12 protein-coding genes are annotated in these 14,786 nt (G+C 54.4%); 6 read left to right on the forward strand and 6 right to left on the reverse strand.

Features of this window, described 5'->3' with window-relative positions:
- Positions 1-64 precede the first annotated feature (64 nt).
- A complete protein-coding gene (locus ACZYUB_RS10520) occupies positions 65-2,086 on the forward strand; it encodes an AsmA family protein (RefSeq protein ID WP_463947720.1) in 2,022 nt (673 codons plus the stop codon).
- A 9-nt stretch (positions 2,087-2,095) separates the two neighbouring features.
- Here ACZYUB_RS10520 and dtd read toward each other — a convergent pair whose 3' ends face one another.
- The 4 genes from dtd to typA all read right to left on the reverse strand — a co-directional run bounded on the left by dtd (position 2,096) and on the right by typA (position 6,513).
- Positions 2,096-2,533, reverse strand: a complete 438-nt coding sequence (gene dtd, locus ACZYUB_RS10525; protein ID WP_463947722.1) for a D-aminoacyl-tRNA deacylase — start codon at positions 2,531-2,533, stop codon at positions 2,096-2,098.
- A gap of 74 nt (positions 2,534-2,607) precedes the next feature.
- Positions 2,608-3,603 carry a LacI family DNA-binding transcriptional regulator gene (locus ACZYUB_RS10530; RefSeq protein WP_463947724.1) on the reverse strand — a complete coding sequence of 332 codons (996 nt, stop codon included), beginning with the start codon at positions 3,601-3,603 and terminating at the stop codon, positions 2,608-2,610.
- Between the two features lie 105 nt (positions 3,604-3,708).
- Entirely contained in the window at positions 3,709-4,545 is an 837-nt protein-coding gene (locus tag ACZYUB_RS10535; RefSeq protein WP_463947726.1) for a virulence factor BrkB family protein, read from the reverse strand.
- A 141-nt stretch (positions 4,546-4,686) separates the two neighbouring features.
- Positions 4,687-6,513 carry a translational GTPase TypA gene (gene typA / locus ACZYUB_RS10540; protein ID WP_463947727.1) on the reverse strand — a complete coding sequence of 609 codons (1,827 nt, stop codon included), beginning with the start codon at positions 6,511-6,513 and terminating at the stop codon, positions 4,687-4,689.
- Positions 6,514-6,854: 341 nt separating this feature from the next.
- Here typA and glnA point away from each other — a divergent pair, with 341 nt between their 5' ends.
- The 5 genes from glnA (at position 6,855) to add (ending at position 12,630) form a co-directional block, all read left to right on the forward strand.
- On the forward strand, positions 6,855-8,264 hold the full coding sequence (gene glnA / locus ACZYUB_RS10545; protein WP_463947728.1) for a glutamate--ammonia ligase: 1,410 nt from the start codon (positions 6,855-6,857) through the stop codon (positions 8,262-8,264).
- 96 nt (positions 8,265-8,360) lie between these two features.
- Positions 8,361-8,936, forward strand: coding sequence for a DUF4124 domain-containing protein (locus ACZYUB_RS10550; protein WP_463947729.1), 576 nt, complete (start codon positions 8,361-8,363; stop codon positions 8,934-8,936).
- A gap of 69 nt (positions 8,937-9,005) precedes the next feature.
- The gene (gene glnL / locus ACZYUB_RS10555; RefSeq protein WP_460881612.1) at positions 9,006-10,058 is read left to right on the forward strand and encodes a nitrogen regulation protein NR(II); all 1,053 of its coding nucleotides are present in this window, start codon (positions 9,006-9,008) and stop codon (positions 10,056-10,058) included.
- Positions 10,059-10,067: 9 nt separating this feature from the next.
- Positions 10,068-11,480 carry a nitrogen regulation protein NR(I) gene (gene glnG, locus ACZYUB_RS10560; protein ID WP_460881613.1) on the forward strand — a complete coding sequence of 471 codons (1,413 nt, stop codon included), beginning with the start codon at positions 10,068-10,070 and terminating at the stop codon, positions 11,478-11,480.
- 145 nt (positions 11,481-11,625) lie between these two features.
- On the forward strand, positions 11,626-12,630 hold the full coding sequence (gene add, locus ACZYUB_RS10565) for an adenosine deaminase (protein WP_463947730.1): 1,005 nt from the start codon (positions 11,626-11,628) through the stop codon (positions 12,628-12,630).
- A 69-nt stretch (positions 12,631-12,699) separates the two neighbouring features.
- Here add and ACZYUB_RS10570 read toward each other — a convergent pair whose 3' ends face one another.
- Both ACZYUB_RS10570 and ald read right to left on the reverse strand, forming a co-directional pair.
- Positions 12,700-13,167, reverse strand: coding sequence for an outer membrane lipoprotein (locus ACZYUB_RS10570; protein ID WP_463947731.1), 468 nt, complete (start codon positions 13,165-13,167; stop codon positions 12,700-12,702).
- A 157-nt stretch (positions 13,168-13,324) separates the two neighbouring features.
- On the reverse strand, positions 13,325-14,440 hold the full coding sequence (gene ald, locus ACZYUB_RS10575) for an alanine dehydrogenase (protein WP_463947733.1): 1,116 nt from the start codon (positions 14,438-14,440) through the stop codon (positions 13,325-13,327).
- Between the last annotated feature and the right edge of the window lie 346 nt (positions 14,441-14,786).

Raw genomic sequence — 14,786 nt, forward strand, 5'->3', positions numbered from 1 at the left:
GCTTCGCATCATGAGCACAAACGCCTATGATTGGGCTTCACTATCAACCCCATACGGTCTGTCCATGCGCCTTGCGATTCGAATTTTTCTATACGGTATTCTGAGTCTGGTCATCGCCGTGTGGCTGGCCTTTGGCCTCTTCAAGCCTGAATATCTCAAGGCACCGCTTGCAGCCTGGGTGCAGCAGCAGACCGGCTTGCCGCTGACCATTGGTCGCCTGGAGTTCAACCCGTTTTATCCCAATGTATTACTGGCGGAGCAGATCAAGCTCGGCGATGTCATGAGCGCCGAAAAGCTCTATATCGAAGTGGACTCGGGCTCCTGGCTCGAGCGCCGCATCCAGCTCGCCCATCTGGATGTGATTGCACCGCGCATCGAGCTCAAATCCGATCAGGCATTGCCATCCCTGCCCCTGCAAACCCTAAGCATTCAAGATCTGAATGTCGATCGCCTGACACTGCTGACGCCGGAATTCAAGTTAGGGGGCGCCAGCTTTCATCTGGCCAACTGGCAACCGCTGGCGGGCGGCAACTGGCAGCCCCTCGCCCAGGCCGAATTCAGCGGCGAAGCCAATCTGCTGGAGTGGCAAGGGCTCCAAGTGGCCAAGATCAATGTCGACGGCGGGATAGCGGCAGGGAAGATGACCGTCAAGGAGGGCAAAGCCCGGCTGCTCGATGGTCAAATCCAAGGCTCGCTGACATGGGATTCGCTCAATCGAGCATTGCTCATCGAAGATCTGACGCTCACCCGCCTGCGCTTGACCGATGTCGCCCTTCCCGCAACCACCTTGCAGCAAGTTACCCTCAAACAAGGGCAGCTCAATCATCTGGTGTGGCGTCGAAGCGACGACGACATCACGGTAAATGATATCAATCTCGCGCTGCACGACTGGCAGTGGCAAACAGGCAAACCCTGGCGTGGAGCACTGAGCGGCACAATTGGCGAAATCGCTTCTGGCTCAGCCTCCATCACCGAGCTCAGCGGCAAGCTCGCGCTAGAAGCCGATACCTGGCAAGGCGAGTTTCAGGCTCAACTACTGGAAGGCACACTCAGCGCCACGGGACATTACCAACCGTCGAAGCGCCATTTGACCCTTGATGAAGTGCAACTCGCCCAGTGGCAGAGCGAGCTGCCCGCAGATTGGCGCAACAAGCTACCGGCATGGCCGCTGGATCGACTCACTATCCGGCGCCTGGATGCCCATCAACTGGCACTGATTTCCTTTGATGACAACCTGCCGCTGTCACTCAAAGGTGGTGAATTTTTCGTCACCGATCTGGACTATGACCTCGCCCAAGGCCTGCAACCAGCCAGTGACAAATTGCGCTGGGAGACCAGCTGGGGTGAGCTAGTATATGGCGGTCTGATCAGCCGGGGGGGGGAAGCCCAGGGGGAAATTACCGCCGCCAGCTACCGCCTGCGCGAGTTGTCACTACCGCTGGAACAGAGTCGGCTGAAGGCCGAGGGTGAGTGGCAACGCAGTGACCAAGCCGCACACTGGCTAATCCTGCAAGCCAAACAACTGGATCTGGACAAACTCAATGCCCTGTTGCAACCCCATCATGAACTAGCCGGCAATATCGACCTCAACCTGGATCTGCAGAGTAAGGGGCCGAGCCGCGAGTCCCTGCTATCGCACTTAACCGGCAACATCCAGCTACAGGGCAAGGACCTGTTCCTGGATGGCATACGCCTTGATGGCTACCTGGATGAAGTGCTGCACCAGACGCCCAAACCCAGTCCATTGAGCGCACTTTATGACCAGTTACCAAGCGGTGGAACCGGCATCAATCAGCTCATGCTGCAGGCACAAGCCAAGCAAGGCGTGCTGGATCTGCAAGGGGCCGTGGCCACCATTACCCACTTGCTGGGACTAAGGGGCACGCTGGACCTGCACCAGCAACAGTGGCATGCCGAGTTGGGACTACTGAACCAGCGCTATTGTGCCGAACTGACCAGCACAATGCGCGGTCCGAGCCTGGACCCATCCTTCAGCTTTCAACTACCATCCCGTTGCCAGCCATGGCCGTCATCATCGGTTCCCTATCCACCACAGGGGCGCCGGGGTAGCTTGCGAGGGGAATAGCGAAGATCCTCACACCTCCAGCCAAAAAGTGACCGGTCCATCGTTGAGCAATGAAACTTGCATATCGGCGGCAAACCGGCCACTGGCAGTCGGGATCCCTGATGCCTGACTCTGCGCGATAAAATAATCGTACAGCCGTTCGGCCAATGCAGGCTCACCGCCATTGGAGAAACTGGGTCTCAGCCCTTTATCGGTTTCCGCCGCCAGGGTGAATTGAGATACCACCAACAGGCTACCTCCGGCTTGCTGCACATTCAGATTCATTTTGCCCGCTTCGTCGGAAAACACCCGGTAGTGACTCACCTTGTGCAACAACTTGTCGGCTTTGGCTTCGTTGTCGTCACTTTGCACCCCCAACAACACCAATAATCCCGGGCCTATCTCACCAACCGTTTCTCCGCTCACGGCAACGCTGGCGTGGGATACTCGCTGGATCAGCGCAATCATCTGTTTCTCCTGAATAGGTAGCCAGAACACAAAGGGCCCGAAACGGGCCCGATGGAAGCATGGCAAGTCTGTGCTTACGGTTGTGGTGAGGCCGTTGACTGGCGAACCACCAATTCAGGCAACAACAAAGCCTGAGGCTCATGGGCCTCGCCGGCGATCAGTTGTTGTGCCAAATGCAGGGCTCGTTCGCCCAATTGCTCCAGTGGCTGGGCCACTGTGGTCAGAGCCGGATCGGAGTAGACCGCCAGTTCGTTATTATCGAACCCGACAATCGACAATTGCTGTGGAACCGGCATGCCTGCTTGTTTGGCATGATGCAACGCGCCAATCGCCATATGATCGTTAAAACAGAACAGGGCCGTAATTTCCGGGTGCTGTTCTAATAAGGTCGCCGCAGCCTGCCGACCAGATTCGGCGCTGAAATCCCCGACCTGAATCAACGGCTCGACCAATCCTTGAGCATTGAACCAGTCCCGGCAAGCCGATAACCGCAGTTCACACTCACTGTTTTCCTCTGGACCGGAAATCAGGCCAATTTGCCGATGACCCAAGGCATACAGATGATCCAGCGCCAAACGCACGCCATAGCGGTTATCCACCGCTAAAGAACGCTCGCGGTGAAGTGCTGAAATACAATTGAGTAACACTGCATTCGGCTGCATGGCCAGAAAACGCTGTAATCCCTCATCATCCATAAACGGCACGCTGGCAATGATGGCATCACATTGACGGCTAGCGAGCCGCAAAGCAGCATCCATCACATCGTTGCTATCGTGGTTGCCACAATTGATCAGCGTAAATACATTACGGCGCCGGGCCTCGGCTTCGATGCTATCGATAATCCGCGCGTAATAACCGCCTGAAACATTGTTAACCAGAATGCCGATGACTCCGGAGCGACTGGTAGCCAGGCTCCGGGCATTCAGGTTGGGGATAAAATTCAGTTCGAGCATCACCTCTTTGACGCGAGCCTGAGTTTTCGGCGCCACTTTATCCGGTTCATTCAACACACGAGAAACAGTGGCGACTGACACCCCGGCGAGCCGGGCTACATCACGAATGGTATTCAAGGCCGTTACTCTCTACTTTTTTATGTATGGGCACGGCTGCCAATATAGCACAGCGCTCCAGGCAATCAGGAAACCGAGACAACGATTGCGCAGACTCACCATCGCTTAATCCCAAATCGGAGTGCGTCGAGTCCGGTAATCGCCCATGCTGGCGGTAAATTCGGCTCCCAGAAGCACCAGCCACCAACTCAGATAGACCCAGACAAACAGGATCGGGATCACCGCCAGGGCACCATAGATGGTCTGATAGGATGTAAAGTGGGTGATATACAAGGCAAACACCTTCTTGGCTCCCTCCAGAAGCAGAGCTGAGACAGCGGCCCCGACCAGCGCATCGCGCCAGCGGATCTTGACGTTGGGGACCAGGACAAAGAGCAACATCAGACTGAAAAAAGAGAGAATAAACGGCAGGATCCCGAGCATCAGACTCGCCGCACTGCTCAGCAGTTGCATGTGGTGGAATACCCGCAGCGAAACCACATATGAGGTAGCCAGAATACTGGCTCCGGCTAACAGCGGCCCGAGCGTCAGTATCATCCAGTAGACGGCGAAGGTCGTCATCTTCGGCCGCTGACCACGACTGCGCCAGATATGGTTCAGGTTCTGATCGATGGCCGAGATCAGCAGCAGAGCCACCAACACGAGAGCCACCACCCCGATCGAGGTCATTTTGGACGCATTGGCCACGAAGCGGGAAAAGTGATGGTGGATGATATCGCTAGCCGCAGGGACAAAGTTGGCAAACACAAACTCTTCAACCTGCAAGCGCACCGAGGCAAAAATGGGAAAGAAAGAGAAAATCGAGAAGATAACCGTCACCAAGGGAACCAGAGACAGCAGGGTGACATAGGCCAGATGCCCAGCGAGCACCGAGAGACGATCCTCCTGGATGCGCCGCCAGCACAGCAGGGAAAATGCTGATAGATGATGCCAGATATTCATCCGTCGAAAAGAGCTCAATACCCTCACCCCAGACTCCATTCCCTAAGTGATTGTCATGGCAGAATGCCAGTTTACCACTTGATAAACCAGATAAAAAAACCCCGCACCAGGCGGGGTTTTGTGTTCAATCACAGGGGAGAATTAATCTTCTTTACCAGCGCTACGGTTGTAACGCTTGCGATCAACTTCCGTCAGTAACTTCTTACGAATACGCACGCTTTGCGGCGTGACTTCCACCAGCTCGTCATCGTCGATGAACTCTAGCGCTTGCTCGAGGGTCATCTTGATAGGAGTGGTCAGCACGATCGCTTCGTCGGTACCGGAAGCACGCATGTTGGTCAGCTGCTTGCCCTTCAGACAGTTAACGGTCAAATCGTTAGAGCGACTGTGGATACCGATAACTTGGCCTTCATAGACTTCGGTCGCATGTTCAATGAACAGACGGCCACGTTCCTGAAGGTTAAACAGCGCAAAGCCCAATGCCTTACCGGTGGCGTTGGAGATCAACACACCGTTCTGACGTTGGCCGATGGAACCACCCTTATGCTCACCATAGCTTTCGAAGGTATGGTAAAGCAGGCCGGTACCAGAAGTCAGAGTCATAAACTCGGTCTGGAAGCCGATGAGACCACGAGCCGGGATCAGATAATCCAGACGCACACGCCCCTTGCCATCCGGCACCATGTTACGCAGGTCAGCCTTACGCTCACCCAGCTTCTCCATGACAGAACCCTGGTGCTGGTCTTCGATGTCGACCGTCAGAGTCTCCATCGGTTCCATTTTCACACCGTTCTCTTCACGCATAATGACTTCCGGACGGGAAACCGCCAGCTCGAAGCCTTCGCGACGCATGTTTTCGATCAGGATACCCAGATGCAGTTCGCCACGACCGGAGACACGGAACTTATCCGGATCATCGGTGTTGTCGACACGCAGAGCCACGTTGTGAACCAGCTCGCTTTGCAGACGCTCCAGAATGTTCCGGGAAGTCACATACTTGCCTTCCTTACCGGCGAACGGTGAGGTGTTAACCTGGAAGGTCATGGTCACGGTCGGCTCGTCGACTGACAATGGAGGCAGAGCCTCGACCGCAGCGTTTGAACAGATGGTATCGGAAATCTTCAGTTCGCCCAGACCGGTGATCGCAATGATATCACCAGCCTGTGCTTCGGTAGTCTCGGTGCGTTGCAGTCCCAGATAGCCCATGACCTGACCGATCTTGCCGGTACGGGTCTTGCCATCAGCACCAACAACAGTCACCTGCATGTTCGGCTTCACCTTACCGCGGGTGATACGACCAATCCCGATAACCCCTACGTAAGAGGAGTAGTCGAGCTGGGAGATCTGCATCTGGAACTCGCCTTCCGGATCCGCCTTCGGCGGCTCGACGAAATCAACGATCGCCTGGAACAGCGGATCCATGTTCTCGGACGGGTTCGCCAAATCCATGGTGGCATAGCCTTGCAACGCAGAAGCGTACACGATCGGAAAATCGAGCTGCTCGTCGGTTGCACCCAGGTTGTCAAACAGGTCAAACACCTGATCAATAACCCAATCCGGACGCGCACCTGGGCGGTCAACTTTGTTGACAACCACGATGGGACGCAGACCTTGGGCGAATGCTTTCTGGGTGACGAAGCGGGTTTGCGGCATGGGGCCATCCACAGCATCAACCAGCAACAGAACGCAGTCAACCATCGACATCACACGCTCGACTTCACCACCAAAGTCGGCATGGCCGGGGGTATCTACGATATTGATACGGTAGTCGTTCCAACGAATGGCGGTGTTTTTAGCGAGGATGGTGATGCCGCGCTCCCGTTCCAAATCGTTGGAATCCATGATCCGTTCCTGACCTTCACTGGTGCGGTCCAGGGTGCCGGATTGCTGTAACAGCTTATCTACCAGTGTGGTCTTGCCATGGTCAACGTGCGCAATAATGGCAATATTGCGGAGCTTCTCTAACATCCTCGCCTCTAAAACAAGTGGGGAAAAATTGGTCGGTCATTTTACTCGCCAGCGTGTGATCTTCCTAGCAGATTCCGCGTAAATTTAATGAAGCCTGACAGCGAAGATCACAGTATTATTCACCATGTAATCGCAGAGGCGCATATTTTGCACCAACTTGATGCACCAAAATGATCCATGACTGCACCACCAGTGTGCAGACCTCCATGCATGGTGCACTCAAAGTGCTATTACTGATTGTTAGTTAAGGGATTTTATTTATTGGCATAGTTTTGGCTTATCTGTATTAACAGGTTTCTGCCGCTAGTTTCAGTTATCCACGACACCGGAGGTTATTTAGCATGTCAGCAGCAAATGTTCTGGCTCTGATCAAAGAACAAGAAGTGAAGTTTGTCGATCTGCGCTTCACCGACACCAAGGGCAAAGAACAACACGTTTCCGTGCCTTCACATCAAATTGACGAAGGTTTCTTCGAAGACGGCAAGATGTTCGATGGTTCTTCCATCGCTGGCTGGAAGGGTATCAACGAGTCAGACATGGTGCTGATGCCGGATGCTTCTACTGCCCTGCTGGATCCGTTCACCGAAGAATCCACTCTGATCATCCGTTGTGACATCCTCGAGCCAGCCACCATGCAAGGCTACGATCGCGATCCGCGTTCCATCGCCAAGCGTGCCGAAGGTTTCCTGAAGTCCAGCGGCATTGCCGACACCGTTCTGTTTGGACCGGAGCCGGAATTCTTCATTTTTGACGATGTCCGTTTTGGTAACACCATGGGTGGTTCTTTCTTCAAGGTAGATGCTGAAGAAGCCGCTTGGAACTCTGCTACCGAATACGAAGGTGGTAACAAGGGTCACCGTCCTGGCGTGAAGGGTGGTTATTTCCCTGTTGCTCCAGTCGATTCTTCACAAGACCTGCGTTCTGCCATGTGTCTGGTGCTGGAAGAGATGGGTCAAGTGGTTGAAGCTCACCACCACGAAGTGGCGACTGCCGGTCAAAACGAGATCGCAACTCGCTTCAACACCATGACCAAGAAGGCCGACGAAGTTCAGGTTCAGAAGTACGTTATTCATAACGTCGCTCACGCCTACGGCAAGACTGTAACCTTCATGCCGAAGCCGATGTTTGGTGATAACGGTTCAGGTATGCACTGCCACCAGTCTCTGGCCAAAGACGGGGTTAACCTGTTCGCCGGTGATCTGTACGGCGGTCTGTCTGAAACTGCCCTGTTCTATATCGGCGGTATCATCAAGCACGCCAAGGCTATCAACGCCTTTGCCAACCCGACCACCAACTCTTACAAGCGTCTGGTTCCTGGCTACGAAGCTCCGGTCATGCTGGCTTACTCAGCCCGTAACCGCTCTGCTTCTATCCGTATCCCAGTTGTACCGAGCCCGAAAGCTCGTCGTATCGAAGTTCGTTTCCCGGATCCGGCTGCCAACCCGTACCTGGCGTTTGCGGCTCAGTTGATGGCCGGCCTGGACGGTATCATCAACAAGATCCATCCGGGCGAAGCAATGGACAAGAACCTGTACGATCTGCCGCCAGAAGAAGAGGCGCTGATCCCGACTGTTTCTGGTTCACTGGAAGAAGCTCTGAAGTCTCTGGATGCTGACCGTGAGTTCCTGACTCGTGGCGGCGTGTTCACCGATGACTTTATCGATTCCTATCTGGAACTGAAGCAAATTGACGTGGATCGTGTTCGCATGACCCCGCACCCAGTTGAGTACGAACTGTACTACTCTGTCTAAGTCACAGAGTGTTGAAAAACCCGCCTCACGGCGGGTTTTTTTTTCGTCATTCGTTAATATGGCTGCAATTGACTATTTCCTACAGGAGATCCTCCGATGCGCTTGTTCTGGTTTTGTCTGCTTCTGTTCGCACTGCCTATCTATTCGGCGCAAACGGTTCATCGCTGGGTTGATGAACAAGGCAATGTTCACTTCTCCGATCAACCCTCGGGGCAGCACCAGTCAGAGCTCATCGAGGTGGTTCCACCAACACCAAGTAGCACCCCGGTTCCAGAGGCTCCGCAGCCCGAAGTGGTCGCTAGTGCCGAAGCGGCCAATGCCCAGCGCCCCACTGGTCCACTGTTGATCATTGAGTCTCCATCCAATGGCGAGATCGTGCGCGAGAATAGCGGCCTAGTCATCGTCAAAACCTCATTGGCTCCCCTGCCGACAGGCTCGTTTACCATGCATGTGATTCTGGATGGGCAACAGAAAGGGAGTGCCAATAATACCCTGGTCGTCGAGCTGGAAAATGTCGAACGGGGCATGCATCAACTGGAGCTACAGATCTTTGATGAAAGCGGCAAGCTCCTTGCATCATCCAGTAAGACAACGTTCTACCTGCTTCGTGTTTCGGTGCTGTCACAGCCAAACAAGCAGCCACTGCCGAAGGTAAATGGTGCATCCGGATAAAGATGCGCACCAATTCGGGCAGAACAAAGCACCACATTTGAGCAAAGCACCAATTTGGGGAGCTTGTAATTGAATACCCGCCCGGAGTTACCCGGCACGTTACTGGATAATCTACTGACTGCCGTCATTTTGGTAGATAGCAATCTAGTCGTGCAGTACGTCAATCCGGCAGCCGAGCAGCTGCTGGGTGTCAGTGCGCGTCGACTACTGCAAAATCGTTTCGATCATGTCGTCGAATATATCTCTCTCGATCTGGATCGCCTGCGTGATGCCCAGCGTCAAGGTCAAGGCTTCACCGACAGTGAAGTCACGCTTGTGATCGATGGCGATCCCCGTCTGGTGGATATCAGTGTTGTCACCATTAGCGAGCACCCACAGCAGCTGATTTTAATGGAGCTGCGCAAGATCGATCAGCAAAAACGCATCAGTCAAGAACTGCAACAACACGCACAACAACTGGCGGCGCGAGACCTGGTTCGCGGTCTGGCACACGAGATCAAAAACCCGCTAGGCGGTTTGCGCGGTGCCGCACAGTTACTGGAAAAAGCGCTCCCGGATGCTCATCTCAAAGAGTACACCGGCATCATCATCGCGCAGGCAGATCGACTGCGGAATCTGGTCGATCGCTTATTGGGCCCGCAGCGCCCCGGACGCCATCAGGTACACAACGTGCACTCGGTTCTGGAGCAGGTAAGACGGCTGGTGGAGATGGAATTACCTCCCGGAATACGCATCGAGCGAGATTACGATCCCAGTATTCCAGACTTCGAGATGGAGCCGGATCAACTGCAGCAGGCATTCCTGAACATAGTGCGCAATGCTGTGGAAGCCATGGGTAGCGAAGGCCATATCCGCCTGAAAACTCGAACCGTGTTTCAAATCACTATCCATGGCAAACGCTATCGACTAGCCGCCGAAATAAAAATTATCGACAACGGACCTGGGATCCCGGAGCAGATCCGCGACACCCTGTTTTATCCGATGGTGACCGGCAAAGATGGCGGCACGGGATTAGGTCTCTCCATTGCCCAGAATCTGATCGATCAACATAAGGGACGCATTGAGTGCGTCAGCTGGCCCGGCCATACCGAGTTCAGCATCTATTTACCGCTACGCAAGTAAGGGATACACATGGCTGCCAAAGTCTGGATTGTCGATGACGACAGCTCGATTCGCTGGGTTCTGGAACGAGCCCTCAGCACCGAAGGGTTCGAATGCCGCACTTTTGAAGATGGCGAGAGCCTGCTTGCCACTCTGGATCTGGATTTTCCGGAAGTCATCCTCTCCGATATCCGGATGCCAGGGATCGATGGACTTTCGTTACTCCAGCTGATCCAGGAAAAGCAGCCGGATGTACCGGTCATCATCATGACCGCTCATTCGGACCTGGATAGTGCGGTGAACGCTTATCAAAGTGGAGCCTTCGAATATCTGCCCAAACCGTTTGATATTGATGAAGCTGTCGCTCTGGTCCGCCGGGCCGAAAGCCATCTGCGTGAACAACGCAGCAAGCGTCGCAATAAACTGCAGGCGATCACCAATGCTCCGGAAATTATTGGTGAAGCGCCTGCGATGCAGGAAGTTTTCCGCGCCATCGGCCGCCTCTCCCGCTCCTCGATTTCGGTGCTGATCAATGGTCAGTCGGGTACGGGGAAGGAGCTGGTTGCCCACGCCCTGCACAAGCATAGCCCTCGCGCGGCCAAACCATTCATCGCCTTGAATATGGCGGCGATCCCGAAGGAGCTGATCGAATCAGAACTGTTCGGTCACGAAAAAGGAGCCTTCACCGGAGCCAATAACGTACGCCATGGCCGGTTTGAACAAGCCAACGGCGGGACTCTGTTCCTCGATGAAATTGGTGACATGCCTCTGGATGTGCAAACTCGTCTGCTGCGGGTACTGGCTGATGGGCAATTTTATCGGGTCGGTGGTCACCAGCCAGTCCAAGTCGATGTCCGCATCATAGCGGCCACTCACCAGGATCTGGAGAAGCGGGTCGCGGATGGTGATTTCCGTGAAGATTTATTCCATCGCCTGAATGTCATTCGCGTACATATTCCGGCATTGCGGGAGCGTCGGGAGGATATCCCACGGTTGGCTCATCACTTCCTGGTTCGGGCGGCCAAAGAGTTGAATGTCGAAGCCAAGCTGCTACATCCCGATACCGAGGCCTATATCAGCCGTTTACCTTGGCCCGGGAACGTACGTCAATTGGAGAACGTCTGTCGCTGGTTGACCGTCATGGCATCCAGCCAGGAAGTTCTGGTTTCCGATCTGCCGCCTGAGTTGCTCAATCCCAGTGAAGAACGTCCCGTCACCCGGGAGCAAATCTCGCAACGCTGGCAGGATCAACTCCAACAGTGGGTGGCGCAGAAGCTGGCACGGGGAGAAGTAGATATTCTGGGCGAAGCCATGCCGGAATTTGAGCGCATCATGCTGAATACAGCCTTGCAACATACCCATGGCCATAAACAGGAAGCGGCGCGTTTACTTGGCTGGGGCCGCAATACCCTGACGCGAAAGCTCAAAGAACTGGATATGTAAACCGTAGTCGGGGCCATATGGCCCCGATGCTTTATCTGAAAAACGCTTGCCTTCAACTCCTCTCGACACCACAACCGCTTTTTACTTTGCATTGCTTGATCAGGGGCTAGAATAGCCGCATGCCCTGATTATGACTGGATTTACCATGATGGATAGAAGCCTTCCCCTCACCGATCTACATCGCCACCTGGATGGTAATATTCGCGCCAGCACAATATTGGCGCTGGGTCAGCAACACGGCATAGCCTTGCCTGCTCAGGAGCTTGAGGCATTACGACCCCATGTCCAGATTGTGGAAACTGAGCCCAGCCTGTTAGCCTTCCTGAGCAAGCTGGATTGGGGGGTGAAAGTCCTGGCCAATTATGATGCCTGCCGACGGGTGGCTTACGAAAACGTCCAGGACCTCCAGTTGGCAGGAATTGACTATGCCGAGCTGCGCTTCAGCCCTTGGTACATGGCCATGAACCATCATCTGGACCCACAAGGAGTCGTGGAGGCCGTGATCGATGGCGTGCAGGCGGGTTGTCGCGACTTTGGTGTCCAGGCAAACTTGATTGGTATTCTTAGCCGGACCTTTGGTCAGGCGCAGTGCGAACAAGAGCTGACCGCCTGCCTGGCTCATGCCGATCAACTGGTGGCGATTGATTTGGCGGGCGATGAGCTGGGCTTTCCCGGCCCCCTGTTTGAGACCCATTTCCGTCGAGTACGCGATGCCGGACTACACATCACCGTGCATGCGGGTGAAGCCGCTGGTGCGGACAGTATCTGGCATGCGATCCGGGCTCTGGGGGCGGAGCGAATTGGTCATGGCGTGAAGGCGATCCAGGATCCGGTGCTGATGAACTATCTGGCGGAACAGGGTATCGGCATCGAGTCCTGCCTCACCTCCAATATCCAGACCAGCACGGTCGTCAGCTACGACAGCCACCCTCTTCGGCACTTCCTGGCGCATGGCATTCTGGCGTGCCTGAATACCGATGACCCGGCGGTCGAAGGCATCGAGCTCCCCTATGAGTATCAGGTTGCAGCCCCAGCCGCTGGATTGAGTGCTCAGCAGATCCGCCAGGCACAAATCAATGGCCTGGAGCTGGCATTCCTCAGCCAGGAGGAGAAGCAAGCATTGCGCACGCTGGCTGCACAGCGCAGCTAAAAGTCCCCAAAATAATCAGGGCTCCTGAACGGAGCCCTGATGAAAATGCCGATCAGCGCGAAGTCAGGGTCATTCAACCACGGCCACATTGGTCTTGCCGGCAGATTGCACCATGCGCACGCGCTTGCCAGGGACAAAGGTCGGGCTGGCCTTTTGAACCACCACGACACTGTCACCGTTTTCTTTCTTGATTTCGATCTCGACGCCATCGACCTGGTTCAGCTTATCACCAGCCGCCTTGCCTGCCGCCGCACCACCAATGGCACCAGCCACCGTTGCTATGTCCTGACCTTTACCGCCACCCACAGCACTCCCCAAGACTCCGCCGAGAACACCACCGGCAATGGTACCCAACACGGAGTCATCACTAGCCTGGATCTTGATGGGGCGAGTCGACGTTATGGTTCCGTAAGAGACAGTTTGTACAGTTTTTGCCTGATTGGCGCTATAGACATCACCCGAATAGGTATCGCTGTTGGCACAGCCTGCCAACGCCACCAGAGTGCTGAGAGCCAGAAGGGTCAGATGCTTGGACATATCGATCTCCTATTAAGTCACTCTGTGACTCACGATTTATACATCCTATAGTACGCGGCTCTATCGATTGCTCAAGTACTGACCACATAGATACCTGTACCCAAGCTAAACAGAATGTGATTTTGAGCCCTTTCCGCATGAAAGGGCTCAACTGCGGTTAACCGTTCAATACGGTCAGCGGATCCGCATAGGCATAACCCAGAGATTCAGCGACCCCGGCATGGGTAATTTGCCCCTGGAATACGTTCAAGCCATTGCGCAGGTGAACATCTTGGCGCAGAGCATCCAGCCCCTTATCGGCTAACGCCAGCGCAAAAGGCAAGGTGGCATTATTCAGGGCAAAGGTCGAAGTGCGGGGCACTGCGCCCGGCATGTTCGCCACGCAGTAATGAATGACACCATCCACCAGATAGGTCGGCTCATCGTGAGTGGTGGCATGAGAGGTTTCAAAACAGCCACCTTGGTCGATGGCGACATCCACCACCACAGATCCGGCCTTCATCTGCTTGAGCATGGCGCGGGTCAGCAACTTGGGCGCGGATGCGCCAGGGACCAAAACCCCGCCGATCACCAGATCCGCATTCTGGCAGTGGGCCTCGATGGCATCACGAGTCGCATATTGGGTGTTGATACTATTGCCATATTGCCGCCACAAGTTGCGCAGCACATCGACGTTTCGATCCAGCACCCAAACCTCGGCACCCATACCGACAGCAATCATGGCCGCATGTGACCCCACGACGCCACCGCCCAGGATCACCACCTTGGCAGGAGCCACTCCCGGAACCCCCCCCAGCAGTACACCGAGCCCGCCATGGGGTTTTTCGAGGAAATAAGCCCCCGCTTGAATAGCCATCCGCCCTGCCACCTCCGACATGGGAGCCAGCAAGGGTAAACCACCGGTAGCTGAAGTAACCGTTTCATAGGCGATACAGGTCGCGCCACTCGCCATCAAGGCTTGGGCCTGTTCAGGATCCGGAGCCAGATGCAGGTAGGTAAATAGAATTTGTCCCGGCCGTAAACGCTGGCACTCGATCAGTTGTGGTTCCTTGACCTTGACGATCATCTCACTGCGAGCAAAAACTTCGTCCGCCGAGACCACAACCTCAGCTCCGGCCTGGCGATAATCCTCATCGCTCATACCGATGCCGGCACCGGCTTGTGTCTCCACCAGCACACTGTGACCACGCTCGACCAATTCACGCACCGAGGCGGGAGCCAAACCAACACGATACTCTCTGACTTTAATTTCCTTGGGAACGCCGACAATCATACTGAACTCCTGTCATTTAGGTAGGTAGCAACATCCGCAGCAGCTTGTTTTATTGTTTTTCCAGTTACCCACTCATTCATCGAGTCATTCAGCGAAAAACCAGATGATAAAACCAGTAACCAGCCATAAATCAGCAAACAATATGCCAAAAATTAACAGCATGATTTATAAAGATTTTTTCTTATATGCCTCATTCCCACACGAAATACAGCACAATAAAGGGTAGAAACTCACCAAAATAGAACACCAATTAATCTCGAATAATCAGCACCATTTAATGGTAAAGATAGAAAATAACTCCAATTAAAACCAATATACGACAGATATAAAGAATATTAATCTGGAG

This window comes from Pseudaeromonas sp. HNCC25DJ182 (assembly GCF_055413365.1).